Origin of the sequence: Microbulbifer sp. A4B17, from assembly GCF_003076275.1 — a bacterium.
Lineage (GTDB): Bacteria > Pseudomonadota > Gammaproteobacteria > Pseudomonadales > Cellvibrionaceae > Microbulbifer.
Map to the genome: position 1 here is coordinate 2,761,133 of NZ_CP029064.1, position 21,222 is coordinate 2,782,354.

General features: G+C 50.3%; 17 protein-coding genes. 8 read left to right on the forward strand and 9 right to left on the reverse strand.

All coding sequences use genetic code 11. The features are described from left to right. Positions 1–337: 337 nt before the first annotated feature. From murB to BTJ40_RS12355, 7 genes are all read right to left on the reverse strand, one after another. Positions 338–1,354 (reverse strand): UDP-N-acetylmuramate dehydrogenase, encoded by a 1,017-nt coding sequence (murB, locus tag BTJ40_RS12325; protein WP_108733376.1) that lies wholly within the window; start codon positions 1,352–1,354, stop codon positions 338–340. 11 nt (positions 1,355–1,365) lie between these two features. Continuing rightward, a complete protein-coding gene (kdsB, locus tag BTJ40_RS12330; RefSeq protein ID WP_108733377.1) occupies positions 1,366–2,133 on the reverse strand; it encodes a 3-deoxy-manno-octulosonate cytidylyltransferase in 768 nt (255 codons plus the stop codon). Next, positions 2,123–3,157, reverse strand: coding sequence for a tetraacyldisaccharide 4'-kinase (lpxK, locus tag BTJ40_RS12335; RefSeq protein WP_108733378.1), 1,035 nt, complete (start codon positions 3,155–3,157; stop codon positions 2,123–2,125). Before lpxK ends, kdsB begins: the two co-directional genes overlap by 11 nt. A gap of 9 nt (positions 3,158–3,166) precedes the next feature. Beyond that, positions 3,167–4,996, reverse strand: a complete 1,830-nt coding sequence (gene msbA, locus BTJ40_RS12340) for a lipid A export permease/ATP-binding protein MsbA (RefSeq protein WP_108733379.1) — start codon at positions 4,994–4,996, stop codon at positions 3,167–3,169. Positions 4,997–5,080: 84 nt separating this feature from the next. Continuing rightward, complete coding sequence (locus BTJ40_RS12345; protein WP_108733380.1) at positions 5,081–5,500, reverse strand: biopolymer transporter ExbD; 420 nt, start codon at positions 5,498–5,500, stop codon at positions 5,081–5,083. A gap of 15 nt (positions 5,501–5,515) precedes the next feature. After that, a complete protein-coding gene (locus tag BTJ40_RS12350; RefSeq protein ID WP_108735257.1) occupies positions 5,516–6,124 on the reverse strand; it encodes a MotA/TolQ/ExbB proton channel family protein in 609 nt (202 codons plus the stop codon). Positions 6,125–6,273: 149 nt separating this feature from the next. Next, positions 6,274–8,832, reverse strand: coding sequence for a DNA internalization-related competence protein ComEC/Rec2 (locus BTJ40_RS12355; RefSeq protein ID WP_192879331.1), 2,559 nt, complete (start codon positions 8,830–8,832; stop codon positions 6,274–6,276). A 283-nt stretch (positions 8,833–9,115) separates the two neighbouring features. Between BTJ40_RS12355 and BTJ40_RS12360 the strand changes: the two genes are divergently transcribed. Beyond that, a complete protein-coding gene (locus tag BTJ40_RS12360) occupies positions 9,116–10,051 on the forward strand; it encodes a porin (RefSeq protein WP_108733382.1) in 936 nt (311 codons plus the stop codon). Between the two features lie 109 nt (positions 10,052–10,160). Here BTJ40_RS12360 and BTJ40_RS12365 read toward each other — a convergent pair whose 3' ends face one another. After that, complete coding sequence (locus BTJ40_RS12365) at positions 10,161–11,645, reverse strand: bifunctional 2-methylcitrate dehydratase/aconitate hydratase (RefSeq protein WP_108735258.1); 1,485 nt, start codon at positions 11,643–11,645, stop codon at positions 10,161–10,163. Between the two features lie 137 nt (positions 11,646–11,782). Between BTJ40_RS12365 and BTJ40_RS12370 the strand changes: the two genes are divergently transcribed. The 3 genes from BTJ40_RS12370 to yegQ all read left to right on the forward strand — a co-directional run bounded on the left by BTJ40_RS12370 (position 11,783) and on the right by yegQ (position 14,672). Further along, entirely contained in the window at positions 11,783–12,427 is a 645-nt protein-coding gene (locus BTJ40_RS12370; protein WP_108733383.1) for a Crp/Fnr family transcriptional regulator, read from the forward strand. An 87-nt stretch (positions 12,428–12,514) separates the two neighbouring features. Then, positions 12,515–13,084: a cytochrome P460 family protein gene (locus BTJ40_RS12375; RefSeq protein ID WP_108733384.1), complete on the forward strand. Its 570-nt coding sequence runs from the start codon at positions 12,515–12,517 to the stop codon at positions 13,082–13,084. A 244-nt stretch (positions 13,085–13,328) separates the two neighbouring features. Next, complete coding sequence (gene yegQ / locus BTJ40_RS12380) at positions 13,329–14,672, forward strand: tRNA 5-hydroxyuridine modification protein YegQ (RefSeq protein ID WP_108733385.1); 1,344 nt, start codon at positions 13,329–13,331, stop codon at positions 14,670–14,672. A gap of 152 nt (positions 14,673–14,824) precedes the next feature. On the opposite strand, the gene BTJ40_RS22320 is transcribed toward yegQ, so the two are convergent. Further along, on the reverse strand, positions 14,825–15,046 hold the full coding sequence (locus BTJ40_RS22320) for a hypothetical protein (protein WP_157954049.1): 222 nt from the start codon (positions 15,044–15,046) through the stop codon (positions 14,825–14,827). 114 nt (positions 15,047–15,160) lie between these two features. On the opposite strand from BTJ40_RS22320, the gene BTJ40_RS12385 reads away from it, so the two are divergent. From BTJ40_RS12385 to BTJ40_RS12400, 4 genes are all read left to right on the forward strand, one after another. Further along, positions 15,161–16,411, forward strand: a complete 1,251-nt coding sequence (locus BTJ40_RS12385) for an efflux RND transporter periplasmic adaptor subunit (RefSeq protein ID WP_108733386.1) — start codon at positions 15,161–15,163, stop codon at positions 16,409–16,411. 301 nt (positions 16,412–16,712) lie between these two features. Continuing rightward, the gene (locus BTJ40_RS12390; protein ID WP_108733387.1) at positions 16,713–17,429 is read left to right on the forward strand and encodes an ABC transporter ATP-binding protein; all 717 of its coding nucleotides are present in this window, start codon (positions 16,713–16,715) and stop codon (positions 17,427–17,429) included. Beyond that, the gene (locus BTJ40_RS12395; protein WP_108733388.1) at positions 17,426–19,861 is read left to right on the forward strand and encodes an ABC transporter permease; all 2,436 of its coding nucleotides are present in this window, start codon (positions 17,426–17,428) and stop codon (positions 19,859–19,861) included. Before BTJ40_RS12390 ends, BTJ40_RS12395 begins: the two co-directional genes overlap by 4 nt. 89 nt (positions 19,862–19,950) lie before the next feature. Further along, positions 19,951–20,847: an alpha/beta fold hydrolase gene (locus BTJ40_RS12400; protein WP_108733389.1), complete on the forward strand. Its 897-nt coding sequence runs from the start codon at positions 19,951–19,953 to the stop codon at positions 20,845–20,847. The last annotated feature ends 375 nt before the right edge of the window (positions 20,848–21,222 follow it).

The window sequence follows — 21,222 nt, forward strand, 5'->3', positions numbered from 1 at the left end:
ACATTTGGCCACAGGATACTGCGGCCTTTATAACATTTAATTATAGCGTAAAAACGTACCAATTAATTTTTCTGCGATCAAGATAGGCTGTTCCGCAAAATTTGCGATTGCAGATTCACTTTATCGCAGAAAATATTTATGAAAGAAATCGAAATAAGAAAAAATAAAAGAAGTTGATTTTGTTATAACAAGATAATCGTCAACAATTAGAATAATCCCCTATTCAAGCTCGCCCCAAACGCCCTGCCGCAAGTCAGCAAATCATATATTTCTATTGGGTACTTATGCTTGAGGGTCAGCTAAGGAAACGGAAGGGAGAGGATGGGCTCAGAATAGCTCACGGGTAATAGCGCGGTTCGGGCTCCAAAGTAACCCCAAATTTATCTTGCACGTCAGAGGCTATGGCACGAGCAAGTCTTGTTACTTCATCACCACGACCGCGACCTGGATTGACTAACACTAACGCCTGTTGGTGGTGAACACCTACCGCCTCGTGCCGCCTGCCCCGCCAGCCAGCGCGATCAATCAACCAGCCCGCTGCCAGCTTCCAACCTTCACCGCTGGCATATGCCACCAAGTCCGGGTGTTCCGACTTAAGACTGTGATAAATATCTGCATCCACCACAGGGTTTTTAAAAAAGCTACCCGCATTGGGAATTAAATCAGGCAACGGCAATTTACTATTTCGGATGTCGATAACGGCAGTAGCAATCTGCGCCGGTGTCAAGGAATCACAATCCCATCCTTGCTCAGTGATAAATTGTTGCAGTGCTGGATAGGAAACCTTCGGCTGCCAATCTTGTGCGAGGCGAAGTTTGACCTGAGTAATAATATACTGATCGCGCAGCTGTCCTTTAAAGACGCTGTCCCGGTAATCAAACTCACAATCCGATGCAGAAAAGTTATGCAACGTACCTGTAGAAATTTCCATGGCCTGTAAACTGCAAAAGCAATCACACAACTCTACACCGTAAGCACCAATATTTTGAATGGGGGCCGCCCCCACTTTACCTGGAATTAGCGCAAGGTTTTCCAAGCCTCCCATACCCTGTTCAACTGAGGACATTACCAACTGGTGCCAACCCTCCCCAGCCGCCGCCTCAATGATACCGCCGCGGCCACTGGGAGTAACAGTCAACCCAAGCAGCGCGACCTGAATGGCGAGCCCAGGAAAATCTCCCGTCAATACGATATTACTGCCTCCACCTAACGGCAAGATAGGCAAGCGTTTCTGCTGTGCAAAGCTCAATGCCTCGCGCAACTCATCCAGCGTTTCCACACGTGCAAAGAACGCGGTGTTCGCTGAAATCGCCAGAGTGTTGTGGGGCTGTAAATCGATATTGGCTTCAATCATTAGTTTCTACATCAAGCCAGGGTTTCGCGCATACGCTGAAGATCCTGCTCAGTATCTACGCCTCCCGGTACCTCTGCACAAGCATCAGCCACGTGAATTTCCTGGTCGTGATACAGGAAGCGCAGCTGCTCCAAAGCCTCGAACTGCTCCAGCGGGGCTATAGGCCAGGAGACAAACTGGCGCAGTAGTGCAACACGGTAAGCATAGATACCGATATGACGGCGAGGTTCCAACCCCTTAGGTAATTCACTGCTATCCATGGCAAATGCATCCCGTGGCCAGGGGATTGGTGCCCGGGAAAAGTACCTGGCCAGGCCGCTCTCAGTTGTCACTACTTTAACGATATTCGGGTTGCGGAAATCTTCCACTGAGTGTATTGGCTCTGCCAGCGTCGCCACTCCGGCTCTCTCGCTCGCCGCCAGATTTTCAGCGACTTGATTTATCACCTGCGCCGGTATCAGGGGCTCATCGCCCTGCACATTGACCAGGATGCGATCCTCCGCCAGGCCGAGGTTTAGGGCCACCTCCTGTAACCGATCAGTCCCCGACGCATGCTCCGCCGATGTCATACAGACTTCAGCACCAAAACCGTGAGCCACCTCCGCTACACGCATATCATCGGTAGCGATAACTACCCTGTGTGCAGCACTTTCACGAGCGCGCAAGTAAACGTGCTCCACCATCGGCTTACCGCCGATATCCGCCAGAGGCTTACCTGGCAGGCGGCTGGAACCAAAGCGTGCGGGAATAATTACATCGAAAGAAGAGTTACTTTTCATTTTCAGAAAACTGTTGCAAGTGCTTGTGCACTTTTTGGTAAAAAAGGTCCGGCAGCTTTGCCCGGACTTCGAGTGCCCACCAGTGACTTTCCCAAAAGTCGCGGCACTTCACCGCATCTTTCATAGTCATGATCACAGGGGTTTGCCCATCGAAATGCAGTTCCTGGGGACTGAACTGGTGGTGGTCATCAAAAGGTTGCTCTGTCACATCGAAACCCAAAGTTTCCAACGAGTGGAAAAATCGCTTGGGATTGCCGATCGCTGCAACACCGTGACAAGGTCCCACCTCAGGCCCTGAAGGCAGGCGCAATGTGGAAGTTTGGTCGAGGTTAAACTGGTGCCAGCAGGAGGGCTCCAGTGTCATTTCAAACTCCAAAAGCCCATCGCACTGATCCCTGACCCCCGCTTCGGGTTCTCCGTTACTCACCAGCATATCGACACTGTGCAATCGAGTTGCCGGTTCCCTCAGGGGCCCTCTGGGCAGCATATGGCCATTGCCCAAACCGCGATGGCCGTCGACCACACAAATTTCATAGCTGCGCCAGAGACTATAGTGCTGTAGCCCATCGTCAGACAAAATAACATCGCACTGGTGGTAGTCGATCAGGGCTTGTGCCGCCTCGGTGCGCTTGGGAGAAACCATCACCGGCACACCGGTAATAAGGTGCAGCATAAGCGGCTCGTCGCCGGACTCCAACGGATGGGACTGAGCAGTCACCTGATAGGGGTATTTTTCAGCCCGACCTCCATAGCCGCGACTGATAATCCCCGGGTTGCGACCCCGCTCTTTCAGCCAGCGAGCCAGCTCCGCCACCAGTGGCGTCTTGCCCGCACCGCCAACGGTAATATTACCTACCACAATGACAGGAACAGACAAGGGTTCCGGCGGAGTACGGGAACTCATCACCCGGCGCCGCTTGCTAACCCCCCCATAGAGCAGTTCCAACGGAGTGAGCAAGGAGAGCGAGCGACCTTTACCGGCTTCCGGGTACCAGCGCTTGTTAAACCAGTCTTCCAGTGACATCCAGGTGCCCTACCCCATTGTTTGCTGCTGTAGCAGAGACGCGTATCGCCCACCTTGGGCGAGGAGCTCTGCATGATTTCCACTCTCAACAATACGCCCCTTCTCCATCACCAAAATACGATCAGCACTTTCAATCGTACTCAGGCGATGGGCGATAACAAACGTAGTGCGGTTTTTCATGACTTCGGCCAGAGCAGCCTGAATATGGCGCTCCGACTCATTATCCAGTGCGGAAGTAGCCTCATCCAGGATCAATATGGGGGCATCTTTAAGCAGGGCGCGAGCGATAGACAAACGCTGCCTCTGACCACCGGAAAGCATCTGTGCATTATCTCCCAATACCGTATCCTGCCCCTGGGGCAGCTCTTCGATAAACTGGGCAGCATGGGCCTGCTCTATAGCGCGCAGTACGTTTTCCTTGGGCGCATATTCAAGCTCACCATAGGCAATATTGCGGTAGACAGTGTCATTAAACAGAACGATATTTTGCGAGACCATACTGATATGGCGGCGTAAATCTTTAAGCTGCACTTTCGATATATCAGCGCCGTCAACCAGGATACGCCCCCCTGTCAGCTCATAAAATCGAGCGAGCAGGCTTACCAGGGTACTCTTTCCGGAGCCAGATGCCCCCACCAGGGCCACCGTTTCCCCCGGGTTAACCGAGAAACTGATATCCGAAAGCACTCTCGGCGCAGCCGGGTCGTAGCTAAACTCAAGCCCTTCGAAAGACACATTACCCCTCACTGGCTTAGGTAACTCAGCATCACCGCCCTGGGGCTCCTTCGGAGCATCCATGACTTCGAAGATACTCTCCGCTGCAGCTATACCTTTCTGAATATCGGCAAATATCTCGGAGAGGCTGCGCACCGGCTTGGCCAGGGATGCCGCTGCACCAATATAAGCGGCAAAAACACCAGCTGTCATGGACTCAACCATGCCGGGAGCTAGCGCCAGCCAAACGATGGTTGCGGTAGACAGGCCCACCAGGATTTGAATCACTGAAACACTGGCATTATTTGCCACTACCAGCTTCATAAACTGCCGGCGGTTATTATCACTGGCAGAGAGAAAGCGGGATTTCTCATAGTCCTGCCCTCCGTACATACGCACCACTTGGTAGCCATTGATCGCTTCCTGGGTCACATGGGTAACGTCGCCCATGGAGTTCTGGATGCGATGACTCAATTTGCGGAAGCGCTTGCCCACGATACGAACAATAAACGCTATCAATGGAGCGAAAAGGAAGAAGGTTAAAGTCAACTTCCAGTTCACCAGTAGCAGGTAAGTCAAGAGACCAATAACGGTAAAGGACTCTCGGAAGAGCACCTTCACCGCCTTGGTAATAGAGTTGGTTACCTGCTCAACATTGTACGAAACCTTGGAGATCAGGTAGGCGCCGGTATAGCGGTCGAAATAGGCACTGGGGAGCTGGCCAATTCTCTCAAATAGCTGTGTACGCAACTCATGGATTATTGCGCGCCCCACATAAGCCAGACCATAGCTACCGACAAAGTTACCAATAGCCCTGAGGACAATAATCAGCAACATCGCCAGCGGCACAAGCCAGCGGGCGGTATCCTGGGGCATTACCCCGCCTGGGTAGTGGGATGCCACAAATCTTGAGAGAAATCCACGACTCTCCTGGATACCCGCTCCCACAGCATCGAGGAGCAGCTCTGTGACAGCGATCAGGCTGACACCCATAATCGAGAACAGGAAGAAGCCCAGTACCGCAATCCCGAAAATAGCCAGGTGCGGGCGGGCATAAGTGAGCAAACGACGGTAAGTTTCCGCCCCATTTTGCGGTTTGCGGGGGGGCGCTTTTACTTTCTTCATACAGACCAATGAATCGACTCGCCCCAACCGGGGCGAGTGGGCACAGAAACCGAAGGCAAGTCAGCTCCCTGTAAGAGTTCCGCGCTAGTTTTCTTCCGGCTGCCGTGTAGTAATGCTTAGGTTGACAAAGCCCAGCTGTCCAGCGGCATCCATTGCCCGAACCACGGCCTGGTGATGAGCGGTGGCGTCGGCGGTTATCACAAGCGGGCGATTGTACTCGCCTGCGGTAACTTCCGACAGCGCAGATTTGAGGGTACTGATCTTCTTATTGATCAAAGCCTGTCCATCTACTGAATAAGAACCGTCGGCACTGATCAAAATCTCTACAGATTTTGGTTGGGAGACAGACTCGGGGCCTGCTGCTTCAGGCAAATTCAGCTTCAGGTGGCTTTCTTTGGTGAAAGTTGTAGACACCATAAAGAAAATCAACAGCAGGAATACCACATCAATAAGTGGTGTCAGGTTAACCCCTTCCTGCTCTTTGGATTGGCGGCGGAATTGCATCGCTTGCTACCCCGCTCAGGCTGCATCTTCAATTTTGCGATCGCTGTGCAGAGCATCTACAAGCTTGACGGCTTCCTGCTCCATTGCCACAACAATCGTGTCAACGCGACGCTGGAAATATCTGTGCGCCATCAATGCCGGAATCGCAACTGTCAGGCCAGCAGCAGTAGTGATCAAAGCCTTACTGATTCCACCAGCCAACGCAGCTGGGTTACCAGTTCCCTGAATCACAATTTGTGAAAACACATCGATCATACCAATTACCGTTCCAAGCAGGCCAATCAGCGGAGCAACTGCAGCAATGGTGGCGAGAACCCCCAGGAATCGCTCGAGTTCATGAACTACCTGGCCGGCAGTCTCCTCAATACTATCCTTCATTACTTCGCGGCCATGGCGAGAATTGGACAGGCCCGCTGCAAAAATTTTCCCCAGCAGACTGGAGTCTCGTAGCTCTTTTAACTTTTCCGCATTGATCTGGTTATTTTTGAGCCAACCCCATACCTCACTTAACAATGCGCTCGGTGCAATATGCTGCGAGTGCAAAGTCCACAAGCGCTCGACACAAATAGCAATAACCGCTAATGAGCAAATCACGATTGGTAACATCAACCAGCCGCCGAGCATTAATAAATCGTACAGTTTTGTTTCTTCTACCACTTTTTTCGTCCCAAACAGCGAAAGGCTTTATCGGAAAAATTTTAAGTGCATCTGAAAATGCATGGAACAGCACTTTATCACAGCTAATCCCGGCGGCTAAGTCCTCCCACACTTCCTTACTCCCTGTTGTGACTCGCATACCAAAATCGTGGCGCCAAACGAGCTTGTTGAATTTGTGGCTCCGATTCTCCTTGCCGCCAGGAAAACTCAATCGCCCCGCTCTCCGCGGTATTAAAAATACTGACGCCCAAATTCTGATATCGCTTGACCACATCCCGGTGGGGATGACCAAAGTGATGGAGAAAACCAGCGCTGAAAACAACCCTTTTGGGTCGCGCCCATTCGAGTAAAGCGGGGGATGAAGAGGAGCGAGAACCGTGATGGGGAGCAACCAAAATATCAACATGAGGGAACTGTGGATACAATTTAGCCAGCTGAAGCTCAACTGCCCTGCTGATGTCTCCAGTCAACAATAAACGAACTCCTTGCCACTCGGCCAAAATTACACAGCTGTGCTCATTTTCTTCCCCATCAAGCACCTCTTCAGGTTTCATCGGCGCAAGGGGCCACAACCATCGAAGCGATATATCACCTATATAGTCAACCTTGCCAGCTGTACACTGATCAGTGAAAGTGCCTGGTGATAACGGTAAGTTGTCGGCTAAAGCCCCCGGCGCATAAACTCTTTCTACTTCGATCCTCCTGAGTAAACCCTCCACACCACCGGCATGATCCCTGTCTCCATGGCTGACAACCAACGCTTCGAGCTCAGTTCCTCCAGCCCCCATTAGATAAGGAGCGACGATTGAGCCTCCCGCACTCCAGCCGGAGGGAATTGATGGCCCGGTATCGTAAACAATACGACTTTTTCCTGAACTGATAACCACTGACAGTCCCTGACCAACATCCAAAACAGAAAATTTCAGATGATTTTCTGCCGGTGCTAATTCAACAAGCCATGGCTCGGCAACAGGAAGAAAAAATAACCAACCCAAATGGCGACCAGGAACCCCCCTGGGAAGCAGAATAAGTACCGCCCCAAGCCCAGCAATCAAAATTACCGGTGCACTGCTGGGGATAGCAAAGCCATAAAATCCTGGTACCGAGTGATCGACACAATTAAGCACTGTCATCAGCAAATTCAGTTGCCAGCCAGCAAACTGCAACAGCCAGACACCGAGCTGGGTATCAATTAAAACAGTACCCAACATAAGTGGCGGCAAAATAGATGACCCAACCCAGGGAATCGCAACCAGGTTGACCAATACACCAGAAAAGCTGAAACCAGAAAAGTACAAAATCGACGGGATAAACAACCCGACTGCAACCAGCCACTGGCTGCGCAATAACTGCCAGAACCACTGCAGAGAAAAACGGTTCGAGCCTGGAGGCACCTTATCGGCAGCACCTGCCTTATGCATCTGTGGAGCTCCTCTGCCCAGAGGAATTCTCCCCGCAAAGCCTAACAGCAGGCTGCCGACAGCAACGAAAGACAACCAGAAGCCGGCACTGTAAAAAGCCAATGGCTGCAAGGTGAGCACTAGTGACAGTGCCAGCGAGTAGGCAAAACCCGCTCCCAGCCTCCGCCGCCAGTGCCATGCCAGCAGTAAAACCCAGGCCATTACGATCGCACGCTGCGCAGATAAAGGCGCGCCGGCTACCAGGGTATACCCCAAACTACCTATCAGGGCGAGGCCTACAGCAATACCAAAGCGGCTAGTACCTGAGAAGAGCCCCACCCCCTTAGCTAACAGGGTGCCAAGCAGCATAAAGCAGCCGGCTACCATACCCACATGAAGACCGGATATAGCTATTAAATGGCCAGTACCAGTCCTTCTCAGAAGATCTGTATCGTTTTCGCTCAACTGACTGCGATCCCCCAGAAGCAGCGCCACTATCAGGTCCGACCGCTGTATCGGCAACTGAGTGATGCGGGAGCGCAATTTATCGCGCAACTCAATAATGCCACTCCCCTGCCCCAACCACTGAGGGGAGTAATCACGGGGGCGAACATAACCAGTAGCTGTAACCCCCTCTCGCAAGAGCCAGCCTTCATAATCGAACGTATTTGGATTAACACTCCCCCTGGGGCTTCTCAATCGCACTGGCAATATCCATTGGGAACCACCTCGCAGGCGCGTCAACGTTTTATCATCAACACGATACCAGGTTAGATTGAGAAGACTGCCTGGGGCTATCCCGCCCGTAGCTAACCCCTCTGGAAAAGGGCTGGAAACAAAATCTACAATTCGAGCCCGAAAACGCACAGTTCGAGAATGTTGATCCCTGCCAAATCCACTGCTCTCCTTTACTGCAGGTAGGGAAGCCACGTCCAACTGAAGTACAAAATCTGCCCCATGGGCACCTTGAGGTAGCCGCCGATCCAGGGCTGCTTGATTGGACCAAAGCGCCCATTCCGCACCAATCAAGGAGATAAAAATCAGTGCCAAAACACCCCAACAACGCGTTATCCACCAAGCAAGTAACATCAGGGAGAGATACAGCAGCCCCAGTGTGCTTATTGCAGGCAGTTGAGCCAGGCAGCCCACTGCGATAATAGATAGCGAATAGCTCCAAAGATATGCACTGGGCCCAAGGTAGCTAATAGCATCACTCACTCGAGCCAACCGCCGAAAAGACGAATGAGCCGAGCCCCCCAAATTCCGTAATTCCATTCGCAGTGCCACTCCCTGCACCACCTTGTTGATCAATTTATAATCGATACTACTAAGAGCTGGCTATGATGAGAAACCATCCCCTCAGGCGCTTAAAACCGCGCTTAAACTAGCTAAGCTGCCATTCATAGCACTGGCTAGTCACATATTTTTAAGAAAAATGCCATTTTTAACATGTTTGTAATATTCAAAACGCAAAATCCGCACCAAATCGAAAGGCAGCCAACTAGGACGACACGGAAGGCACCTTTCAACCCAAAACCATAAACTGTGCGAGACGATTATGAATAAGACCGCTCTCTCTCTGGCCATCGTTGCCATGGTACCTGCTCTGGCCAACGCCCAAGATGAAGGCGATGTACTCGACTTTTACGGCAAAGCCAATGTCACTTTCCAGGCTGCTGACGAAGGTGACGATTCCGTTACTGACGTTCAGAGCAACGCTTCCCGCCTGGGCGTGAAGGGCGAAATCGCCCTGGCTGACGGCATCAAAGGTATCTACCGTATGGAGTACGAAGTAGATATGGATGGCGACGCTGACGACACTTTCTCACAGCGCAACATCTACGCTGGTCTGGAAGGCGGCTTCGGTCAGGTAATCGCAGGTAAATTTGACACCCCCCTGAAAGTTGCCCAGAAGAAAGTTGACCTGTTCAACGACCTGGAAGGTGACATCAAGAGCCTGATCACTAACAGCGACAATCGCGAAGAAGACGCTCTTCAGTACACTACCCCTTCTTTCGGTGGCTTCAAAGCCTCCGCTGCTTTCATCAGCAACAAAGAAGAAGTTATTGACGACGTAACTGGTGAAGAGCGCAACAACGGCGTATCCGTGTCTGTCGCCTATGACAACAATGGCGTTTACATGGCCTACGCTATGGACCAGGACGTTGAAGGCCAGGACGTTGACGTCCACCGTTTCGTAGCCCAGTACAACATCGGTCCTGTACAAGTAGGCGCCCTGTTCGAAGAGCAAGACAATGATGGTGAAACTGTTGATGGCTGGATGAGCTCTGTTGCTTACAAACTGGACCAGTGGACTCTGAAAGCCCAATATGGCCAATCTGACATCAAGGAAGACGGTGGCGAGACTTATAGCCTTGGCGTTGACTACAAGTTCAACAGCGCAGCCAAAGTTTTCGGCTTCTACACCGACGAAACTGCTGACGAAGACTACGATCGTAGCTACGCCGGAATCGGTGTTGAATACAAGTTCTAATTACTCCTGAAATGCAGCGATCCAAATTGGGAATTACGATGCGTTCGCATAGGGAAGGTTAAGCTTGGAAAAAGGCGGCCAAAGGCCGCCTTTTTTAGTTTAGGTATTTTTATATAACTAATAAATCCATAAAGCGATTAACTGGCAACTGCTTTAACTCTTGAAGATCATTAATAACTGCAAAAAGCTTATTAGCCCGCATTTGTGGGAATCGCGTGGCCAGGTTCTTGCGGAACTTTTCCTTTAGCAAAGGAATTCCTTCCCGTCGACGACGGCGGTGCCCTATCGGATATTCAACCTCAACTTTTTCTGATGTATCTCCACTTTTAAAAAATATTTGTACCGCACTGGCAATAGAGCGCTTATCCGGATCCAAATAATCTTTCGAATAACCCTGATCCTCCAGTACTTCTATCTTATCTCGCAGCTTATCGATCTCTTTGTGCCTATGATGAAAATCATCTTCGTAATAACCGGGCAGCAAGTCACCAAAAATCAGCGCCACTGCCACTACATATTGCAAGCAGTGGTCCCGGTCTGCCGGATTGTTTAATGGGCCCGATTTAGTGATGATGCGAAGGGCTGATTCATGAGTGGTCACTACCACTTTAGCTATATCATCTATACGACCTGCAACTTGCGAATGTAAAATGATTGCAGCCTCACAGGCTGTCTGGCTGTGAAACTCTGCGGGATAGGAAATTTTGAATAGGATATTCTCCATAACATAGCAGCCAAAACTCCTGGGAAACTGAAAGTGGCACTTTGATGGTGGTTTTAGCTGCTGCTCAGCATTCGTCTTGCTAAATAAGACATCATAAAAACCCCATTGCTTTGCCGTGAGCACTCCGGGCACCCCCATTTCACCACTCATCGCCAAATCTGCCAAACGAACCCCGCGGGAACTGGCATCACCTGCAGCCCAGGACTTACGTGATCCAGTATTCGGTGAATGCCTATAGGTCCGCAGCGTCCCTCCATCCACCCACGCCTGGGATACCGCCGCCATTACCCCCTCTCTTCCAGCACCTTTCAACCAGGCAGCCACAGCGGCTGAAGCAACTCGTACCAGCAATACATGATCGAGCCCAACCCGGTTAAAACTATTAGCCAGCGCCAAAACGCCTTGGATTTCGTAGGCTTTGACCATCGCTTCCAGAACGGTCCCCATTTTTATCGGGCTTTCACCCCGAGTTAATTGCTCTTGCGACAGGTAATCAGAAACCGCCAATATTGCACCAAGATTGTCAGAGGGGTGCCCCCACTCGGCCGCCAACCAAGTATCGTTGTAATCGAGCCAGCGAATAATACAGCCGATATCCCATGCGGCTTTTATAGGGTCCAAGCGGAACCGGGTGCCTGGGACTCGAGCCCCGTTCGGAACCCATGTCCCCTCCACCCAGGGGCCTAACAACTTTGTGCATTCGGGGAAACTCAACGCCAGAAAGGCACACCCCAAGGAATCCATCAAGCTTAAACGAGCTGTTTCCCAGGCGTCACTGGAGCCCACTTTAAAATGAAGCACATAATCCGCGATATCCTGTATCACCTGGTCGTAATCGGGGCGGATATTCTGGGCGGGGTCAGGGAGCATGATTGAATAGCCTGTAAAATTGCCGGAAGACATAACAGATGAAATAAGGTTAGCTGCTTCGTAATGTACAGATAGCCAAACAAACGACCGAAAAATTCTATATTGTTAGAAATCTTTAAAAACAGGAGCCGACACACTTGGAAAAAACAGGCGAACTAATAAAGAAACTTCGATTCCTCAAAGAAACGGTATTACTCCGACAAGGGGATTCTGGTTCCCAGGTTTATTTTATTCATGCCGGCTACGTCCTTATCCAAAAAGTGGACTACTGCGGCAACCTAGCCATTATCGATCTCTATGGCCCCGGATCATGGTTTGGGCCTGGTCTAACTGGGCAAGATGTAGATATCCAGGCAACCGCCAAATCCGGCAGTGAACTGGAAGTTACATCCATTCAACATCTAAACGCCATGATGGAGCGCCAATCACAGACCCACGATGGGCTATTGCAACAACTAGCCACAAGGGAGTCTCAGCTTCAGCAACGTCTTTTCCTCCACATCACCGCCCCCTTACCGGTTCGGCTGGCCAACTTGTTAGCACAACTATTTAATTACCGGGGACAGCCCTGTGGTCATGGACATCAACTCGACATCAAATTAACCCAGTCCGAATTGGCCGCCATGGCCGGTGGCAGCAGGCAAACAGTCAGCCAAAAGCTTAAACAGTGGAAGTCTGATGGAGTTATCGACTATACGCGCCAATATATCTGCCTTCTCGATCAAACCGCGTTAAACAGCCTGGCAGAAAACCAAATATATGCGCCAGTGTCAGCCAGCTGACAGTTTTACCCTTCCCGCCTTCATATACTTTCCAGCAGCTGAAACCCGGGTATAGCTCTCCCACATCAACAGCAATGGAAAAGGATTATGCGCAGCGCCTACTTATTTACCTCTTTAGTTCTGACACTCGTATTGGGTATTTCTGCAAAGGCCGATGAAAACCTCAATTCAACCTATAAAAGCATGGTTGATAGCCAGGGAAATATTACTTTGCCAGATAATTACCGCCGAGAATGGGTCTTCCTGGGCTCCTATCAGGTAAAGTCCTCGAGTGGCGATGGATGGGATACTCATAATGTTTATACCCAACCCCAGGCAGTCGAAGGGTATCGCAAAAAGGGGAAGTTTCCAGACGGGACAGTTTTGGTAAAGGATGTTAATAGCACCCAATCGGAGCCCTTAACCACAGGATTAGCTTATTACTCCTCAGACCTTCAATTCACTTTTATGATGGTAAAAGACGATAACAACCGCTTCCCAGAAAACCCGGCTTGGGCCGAAGGCTGGGGATGGGCTTTATTTAAGCCAGGAATAGCCAAAAGTGAAACTGAAACCTGGAAAGGCACCGGGCTTAACAACTGCTTTGGATGTCATTTGCCTGCCAAGAATAATGACTGGGTATACACACAGGGTTATCAGCAGGTCCTGCAGAAATAATAAGAGATAAGTAATGCCGCTTTTCGGGGACTCTCACAATTATCAGTGGAACGAGGGTCCCTCCTCAAAATAGTTTACCACCTTAACCTCAACATCAATTGATTTGTATCAATAACCCCGCCTTTAAAGTGCAGTAGTTGCACTAAACAGCAGAAATAATAAAACCCCCCTTAAACAGCTGCTTCGGACCATTGGCAGGCCATTTTTATACCGTTAACATGCGGCCGCGTCCGACTATTCCACTATGAGTTTTTCCGTGTTTAAACCTGAGTTACTGTCCCCCGCAGGGACTTTAAACAATATGCGATATGCGTTTGCCTATGGTGCCGATGCCGTTTATGCCGGCCAGCCCCGCTACAGCTTGCGTGTGCGCAATAATGAATTTAAAAATATTGAAACCCTGCGCCTAGGCATAGAAGAAGCACACCAGCAAGGAAAACAGTTCTATATCGCCTCTAATATCGCCGCTCACAACGACAAAGTTCGCAGTTACCTGCGGGACCTGGAAGAAATTGTCGAAATGGGGCCTGACGCCCTGATTATGTCCGACCCAGGCCTGATAATGATGGTAAGGGAGCGTTGGCCTGATTTGCCAGTCCACCTATCCGTACAGGCCAATGCGGTAAACTACGCAACCGTAAAGTTCTGGCATCGCCAGGGGTTATCTCGGGTGATACTTTCCCGGGAACTGTCCCTGGATGAGATTGAAGAAATTCGCCAGAGAGTGCCTGAAATGGAGTTGGAAGTCTTTGTCCACGGTGCACTCTGTATCGCCTATTCCGGGCGCTGCTTGCTATCCGGCTATATGACACATAGAGATGCCAACCAGGGCGCCTGCACCAACTCCTGCCGCTGGCAATACCAAGCTCATGAAGCCAAAGAAAATGAAGTTGGCGAATTGATTCATGTGCAAACCCAGGAACCTATCCAGCAACCCACCTCCGCCAGTGACAATACTTCCCAGGCCTTTTTACTACAGGAAGAAGGTCGCCCTGGAGAATATATGCCGGCCTACGAAGATGAGCACGGTACCTACATTATGAACTCCAAGGATTTGCGGGCCGTACAGCATGTCAAGCGCCTCACGGAAATGGGGGTTCACTCTTTAAAAATCGAAGGTCGCACCAAATCCCACTACTATGTGGCTCGTACTGCTCAGATCTATCGTCGCGCGATAGACGATGCTGCAGCAGGAAAAGACTTTGACATGAAAATGATGGACGAATTGGAAACCCTCTCGAATAGGGGCTACACGGAAGGCTTCTACCGCCGCCATCCACCAGCGGAATACCAGCAATATGAAAAGGGATTGATATCAACTCCGGGCCAACAGTTCGTAGGCGAGCTTATTGACGGAAGTCCTGAGTATTTGACGATTGATGTTAAAAATCGCTTTGAACGCGGTGATAAATTGGAGTTAATGACTCCCAGCGGTAGCTTGTTCTTCCCCTTGGAGCAAATGGAGAATACGAAAGGCAAAGCGATCGATATAGCTCCGGGATCCGGGCATATCGTCCAAATACCCCGACCAGAGGGCGTTGATGACGATCAACTTCAACAGGCGCTATTAGTCAAAGCTCTGGGATAACCCTCGGTCTGTAATTTGCACTAAGGCTTATCAAGCCCTTCGTTTTACAAATATATTTTGTTAAAGGTGTAGTGGTTTAGATAATCTACCGGATTCACTAAGCCACGACTCCTTTATCTCTACAATTTTACTTGTGAACCTACCCTCAAAATTCATTGGGTCATCGTTAAACTTCTCAAGTGACTGCCCACTTCATAATATTCAAACCGTCCTGTATTTCCCCACCATTCACCGCAAGCAACTGGTTCTTGTACCAATTTTCCTGCATTTTCAGCCTCACCTAAAGCCCTTTTAAAGCCCTGAGTTTTGATCACAAAAATATGCTCGACAGTACTAATTACAAGATAAAAACCCGCCCTCCCTTGGAGTTCCAACAGGAATACACCCTTTTTAAATAGTTATGATTTTCCACCTTTAACTCGCCCCCTCATCAAGGTTTCACAGTAGAGAAGCGTGCAACGATTGCTTAACCAAGGAAATGCCGCAATATGGATATTATTAAACCTAAGAAACGCCCCCTGATTAAGCACCCTTTAATGCTGGGTGGTGCTGCTCTTGCTTTTGTGGCATTTACCAGCCCCCTCCTGTTACTTCCTGACAGCGCCTACAAGGTTGAGCGGGAACAGCTGATGTTGGGTACCGTCCAACGGGGAGACCTGCAGGTTGTGGTAGATGGCTATGGTAGGCTGCGTTCAGACAAGCAGACGTTAATTACCGCTCTAACCGCAGCGAGCGTTGAAAAAATTATGTTGCGTCCCGGTGCAGAAGTACAAAGTGATAGCGTCATTATGCAGCTGAGTAATCCAGAGTTAATGCGCGATCTGGATGCAGCCGAAACCTCCCTGGAACAAGAGGAAGCTAATCTGCGTCGGCTTGTTCTGAACAACCAGCGCGATGTGCTCGCGGAGGAAGCCATACTCGCGGAACTGAACTCCAATTACCAAGTGATCAAGTTGCGTCGCGAAGCTGAGGACGAGCTGGTAAAAAGTGGAGTGGTTTCCCAGCTCACCTACCAAACCACCGTCTTACGCCAAGAGCAGATGAAAAAACGTGTGGACCTGCAAAAACAGCGTATCAATCACTTGCGCAAAGTCGCCGTCGAATCAGAGTTAATCCAGCGCGAGCAAATCAACCAAGCCCAGACCCAATTGCAAAGTATCCAGCAACGTACAGACCGACTGACAGTACGCGCCGGCCTGGACGGCATACTACAACGACTACCGGTAGAGCTGGGGCAAGGTGTTGATCCCGGGCAGGAGCTGGCACTGATTGGCAGCGAGACTGATCTTCTCGCTTTGGTTCAAGTACCACAATCCAAAGCAGAGCAACTGGAGGTTGGCCAGCCCGCTGAAATTGATACCCGCAGAGAAAAAGTCGAAGGTATGGTAACCCGTATTACTCCTGAGGTTCGGGACGGCAATATTGAAGTGGAAATTGCTTTTAGCGCGGGCGCCCCAGAATCTGCCAGGCCACAACTCAACGTCGATGCTCGGATCTTCACTGCCACTATGGAAGATACGCTGTTCGTCGAGAGACCTATCAATGTGCAGAGGCACAGTGAGGCCAATCTCTTCCTGATTAACGAAAACGGGGAGGAAGCGGCACTCCAGCCCATCAGCTTCGGCGAGGAGTCAGGTCGATATATCCAGATCACCCAAGGTCTCAATGAAGCGGACCGCATCATCCTCTCAGATATGGCCAATTTTAATGAAGCTGAGCATATCCAGATTGTTGACTAAAGCCTGAAACTAGGGAGCCTCTGAATAACTCCGTAATACCTCTGCGGGTCTTGAAGGCTGTAGATGTTAGGCGCAGCTCGCCGCGAATGGCCGTAGCCCTTTGCAAGAGCTGCAACGCAGCAGATGCGGCCTTCAAGACCCGCCCTTCGGGGCTTGCAGAGCGATTCACACTCCGCGTTGCGACTTCTTGAAAGGTCTAGACATTCCTGCGAAGCCGCGCCTTGATTGTGAACCGCTCTGCAAGCCAGAGGCATCACGGAGTTATTCAGAGGCTCCCCAAAGCGAGAACAGGGAGTTCGCTATGTCCAAGCCAATCCTTCATATGGCCGGGATCACCAAGGTGTTCAGCACCGAAGAAATGGAAACTCACGCCCTGCGGGGCGTTGACCTGAGTATTTACTCGGGGGAATTTGTTTCTATCTGCGGCCCCTCGGGTTGCGGTAAATCCACACTTCTCTCGATTCTCGGCCTGCTGGACCTCCCCACCAGTGGCAGCTATCAGATTGAAGGCATTGAAGTCGCTCAATTATCGCTGAGTGAGGCAGCGACTATTCGCAACGAGAAAATAGGCTTTATCTTTCAGTCCTTTAACCTGATTGACGAACTCTCTGTCTACGACAATATCGCCCTGCCCCTGCGATACCGCCGCAATCCCATTCCCAAGTCTGAAGCCGACAAAAAAGTGAAACACTGCCTGGAGAAGGTGGGAATGAGTCACCGGACCTCTCACAAACCTAACCAGTTATCCGGTGGCCAACAGCAGCGAATCGCCATAGCCCGGGCGCTAGTTGGCAATCCATCCCTGCTGCTGGTGGACGAGCCCACCGGCAACCTGGATTCCCACAATGGCGATGCAGTAATGGAAATGCTGCAGCAGCTCAACAATGAAGGGACCACCCTGTGCATGGTGACCCATGACCCTCGGTATGCAGACATGGCCAGCCGCCAATTGCATCTGCTGGATGGAAAAATCTCAACGCCGCAGCCCATAAAAGAGCCACACGAGATGGCCCTATGATCACCACAAAGGACCTATCCATTGCCCTCCAGTCCCTCAATCGGGCGCGGAGCTACGCCACCACTATTATTCTGACCCTGGGTATCACCCTCGGCGCCCTGGTAACACTATTTAATCTCAACTACCAACTGTTAGCCGCACCCCTACCCTACCCGGACGAAGATCGGCTGTATGTCGTGAATGGTAATCTCTACCAGAACAAGCAGCTGCGGCTGGAAAACAACAGCCAATACCCCGCCCTGGTTGAAATCTATAAGAACGATAGTTTCTTCGAATCCAGCGCCCTGGTGTACTTCTGGGAAGATGTGGTTCGCAACTTATCCGGATCACCACGGGTTAATGTTTCCTATGTCTCTCCGGAATATCTCCAGCTGGCTGGAGCACCCCTGGCCTTGGGCAGACAATTCAATACCGATGAAGGGCTCGACAGCCGGGTTCCCGTGGCGGTTATCAGCTATCAAACCTGGGAGCAGATGTTCCGGCGCAGCCCAAATGTCTTGGAGCAAAGCCTGCAATTTGGGGAGGTGGACTTTCGTATTGTCGGCGTCACCGCCAAAGACTTCATTGAACCCCAGATCTATAAGCAGGGCCGACAAACGGCGGTCTGGCTGCCCTGGGACTTTAACGATACACAAGTAGAGCGCAGAAATAATTGGAGAGGCTTCCTGCCTTTTCGCATGCTCACAGGAAAGCTGAAGCCGGGCATTGACCCCGCCAGTGCGGGGCATGAATTGAGCACATTAATGGATGCCCAGTATCAAGCGGCCCTAGCGGGAAGATCCTCTTCGGTAGAAAGGTCCGTTGAATACCGACTCACCCCCTTCGCCAATAAAATACTTGGCGACAGTGCCACGCGAACTCTAATGGTAATGGGCGGTACACTGGTGCTTCTGTTAATTGCCTGCGCCAATGTTACCAACCTGATTCTTTCTCGCGCAGCCAAACAACAACGCAATATGGCGATACAGGTCGCGTTGGGCGCACACAAAAAACATATCTTTTTGGCCCTGCTGTGTGAAATCGGCCTACTTATGTTAGGGGCTGCATTACTTTCTCTACTTTTAGCCCTGGGGTCGACGGAAGTATTAAAGGTGATGGCTACGGAACAAATTCCTCGCATTCAAGAGCTCACCTTAAACTGGCAGACACTGGTTTTTGCACTGTTGTGTGCCTTACTGCTCGCTCTGCTCTTCTCAGCCATAGTCAGTCGCCAGGTTAATTACCGCGCACTGAATCAAATGCTGCAGAGCAGCGGCAAAGGTTCTGGCGTACAGATCTCGCCTCTAATCCGCAAGGTACTCATCAGTAGCCAAGTGGCAATGACCAGCTTACTCATAGTCGCTAGTTTACAGATATTCCTGCAAGCCAATCGCCTGATTAACCAACCATTTGGTTTCCCTTTGGACAACGTTCAGGTAATGACTCTGAATATCGGCAATCTTAGGAGCGCCCCCACTACCGAGCGAGAGAGTTATCTGAAGGCCATCAGGCAAAGATTGCTGGAGCACCCTAAAGTACAAAATGCCAGCCTGAGCTTAAACACTCCTATCTCTATCAACCGGCCACTCTGGACCACATCCCTGAGTCATGATGCCAGCCGACAAAACCCGGTGATGGCCAAGACCACAGTAGTCGACGAAAACTACCTTTCCATTTTGCGTATGCCACTGGTAGCTGGCCGCCATATCAGTGCGGCTGAGTTTTCCGATAACAATCGCATGATGCTCGTCAACGAAACCCTGGCCCGGCAACTGGAACCGGATGGAGAAGTGTTAGGCAATCGCTACTACTGGCGAGGTGATTTGCCCTACCAAGTGGTCGGTGTAGTGCGTAACGCAAGTCTGCCCGGCAAAAAGGAACCCGCCCGCTTATTTGTGCGCGGTATCAACGTGAGCTATCCCCTACTGGTACTCAGACATAAGCCTCACCAACCACTCAGCACCACAGAGATAAATCGGGAATTTACCCAAGTAAACAGGCAGTACAAGGTTTCCGAGCTATTCTCCCTGGAGCAGGCGCGAGACCTACTCCTAAGCAATGATCGGGTCTCAGTTTGGGTAACCACCGCCCTAACATTACTGGCACTCAGCCTCGCAGCCATCGGTATCTTTGGAGTGCTCAGTTACAGTGTACAACTGCGGCGTACCGAGCTTGGCGTGCGCATGGCAATCGGCGCCCGCCCAGCGACGATTTTCTATCACACCCTGATCGATAGCCTGATTCCCATAGTTATCGGTATCGCTGTAGCGACTTTGGTAGTAGTCCCACTGGCACTTTGGCTTGAGCAAAGCGAGTTCAGTATTGAAACCAGCTTCTGGGGCTGGCTGCTACCACCACTACTTATTATCGGCCTAACCGCCTCGGTTACCCTGCTTTCTGTATGGAAGATAATCAACAAGCCCGCGATTTACGCATTGCAAGGAACAGGATAATTACTTTCCACCTGATAGCCGCTGCTTGAGGTTGCGCGCTCATCGTGCAATCTTTACAGCAAATACAACAATAAGAAATGGAACAGCCAATGCAGCCTCAGCAGTGGTTATCAAACGGAAAGATTTTTGATTATCAAAACCACCAACTCTTCTATGTCGATAGCAACCCAAGCTGCCGACATAAACCAGTACTGCTTTTGATTCACGGTTTTCCAACCAGTAGTTATGACTGGCAAAAGGTATGGGCCCAACTGACAGAGCACTATCGCTGTATTGCTATGGATATGCTGGGCTTTGGCTATTCAGACAAACCCAAACAGCATAACTACAGTATCCACGAGCAAGCTGATTTACATGAAGCTCTTCTACAATATTTAAACATCAATAAGGTCCACCTGTTAGCCCATGACTATGGGGATTCCGTTGCCCAAGAGTTACTCGCCAGAGCTAATAGCGGTGGTACCACGGGATATACCTCAGCATGCCTGCTGAATGGCGGTCTATTTCCAGAAACTCATCAAGCGCGTTTCGTACAAAAACTGCTGCTCTCTCCCGCAGGCTTCCTGGTCAACAAACTGATGAGTTACCGGCAGTTTTGCCGCAGCTTCAGTGCCATTTTCGGACCAGACACACAACCCTCTGACAGAGAATTGCGAGACTTGTGGCAAATTCTCCAATATAAGAATGGCAACCAGCTCCTCTATAAACTAATCAGCTATATGCGCGACAGGCGCCAACATCGTCAACGCTGGGTTGACGCCCTAAAGCAATACCCCGGCCCCCTATTACTAATCAATGGCTCATTGGACCCAGTTTCAGGGAAGCATATGGTGGATCGATTTCGTCAATTGATTGATCGTCCAGCAGATATTGTTAAGCTGGGAACGATTGGGCATTATCCCCAGTGGGAAGCACCTGATAGTGTGGTAAGTGCGTACCTGAGGTTTGTTAATGTGCGTCGAGCGAATGCCTCATTGCATATTTGAACTCCAAAGTAAAATCTTTGTGAGCAGGGCCATCGCTAAGGCTGCCACCTCTTGTTGAATTCACTTTTAGATTAAATCGGCACCAAACTATTTTAAAGCCAGGAAAATAGCGTTTGAGTTAATTTTTTAAAAGTGGAAATTTATCAGTTTGAATTAAAATTTGGCATATTCTATAATTTCCCGCTGCACGTTCAGAAAAAAACATCTTGCGATGAATGTGAACATTCTGAAAGTTAGAAATTTTAAACTAAATGCAGGCTACTCCTTCACGGTAGGAATTGGTAAGACTGAAGATATAGTACTCCCGAAGGGTATATCGCTTCTAATTCTAGGGAGCTTATCTTGAATTTGGCCAGATAGGGCTTCATACACCTA

Excerpts from the sequence above, each read along its gene's own strand:
- BTJ40_RS12360 (WP_108733382.1), top strand. The coding sequence starts at position 9,116 with ATGAATAAGACCGCTCTCTCTCTGGCCATCGTTGCCATGGTACCTGCT.
- BTJ40_RS12385 (WP_108733386.1), top strand. The coding sequence starts at position 15,161 with ATGGATATTATTAAACCTAAGAAACGCCCCCTGATTAAGCACCCTTTA.
- BTJ40_RS12350 (WP_108735257.1), bottom strand. The coding sequence starts at position 6,124 with ATGCTCGGCGGCTGGTTGATGTTACCAATCGTGATTTGCTCATTAGCG.
- msbA (WP_108733379.1), bottom strand. The coding sequence starts at position 4,996 with ATGAAGAAAGTAAAAGCGCCCCCCCGCAAACCGCAAAATGGGGCGGAA.
- BTJ40_RS12400 (WP_108733389.1), top strand. The coding sequence starts at position 19,951 with ATGCAGCCTCAGCAGTGGTTATCAAACGGAAAGATTTTTGATTATCAA.
- BTJ40_RS12390 (WP_108733387.1), top strand. The coding sequence starts at position 16,713 with ATGTCCAAGCCAATCCTTCATATGGCCGGGATCACCAAGGTGTTCAGC.
- lpxK (WP_108733378.1), bottom strand. The coding sequence starts at position 3,157 with ATGTCACTGGAAGACTGGTTTAACAAGCGCTGGTACCCGGAAGCCGGT.
- yegQ (WP_108733385.1), top strand. The coding sequence starts at position 13,329 with ATGAGTTTTTCCGTGTTTAAACCTGAGTTACTGTCCCCCGCAGGGACT.
- BTJ40_RS12355 (WP_192879331.1), bottom strand. The coding sequence starts at position 8,832 with ATGGAATTACGGAATTTGGGGGGCTCGGCTCATTCGTCTTTTCGGCGG.
- BTJ40_RS12395 (WP_108733388.1), top strand. The coding sequence starts at position 17,426 with ATGATCACCACAAAGGACCTATCCATTGCCCTCCAGTCCCTCAATCGG.
- BTJ40_RS12345 (WP_108733380.1), bottom strand. The coding sequence starts at position 5,500 with ATGCAATTCCGCCGCCAATCCAAAGAGCAGGAAGGGGTTAACCTGACA.
- BTJ40_RS12365 (WP_108735258.1), bottom strand. The coding sequence starts at position 11,645 with ATGCTCCCTGACCCCGCCCAGAATATCCGCCCCGATTACGACCAGGTG.
- murB (WP_108733376.1), bottom strand. The coding sequence starts at position 1,354 with ATGATTGAAGCCAATATCGATTTACAGCCCCACAACACTCTGGCGATT.
- kdsB (WP_108733377.1), bottom strand. The coding sequence starts at position 2,133 with ATGAAAAGTAACTCTTCTTTCGATGTAATTATTCCCGCACGCTTTGGT.
- BTJ40_RS12375 (WP_108733384.1), top strand. The coding sequence starts at position 12,515 with ATGCGCAGCGCCTACTTATTTACCTCTTTAGTTCTGACACTCGTATTG.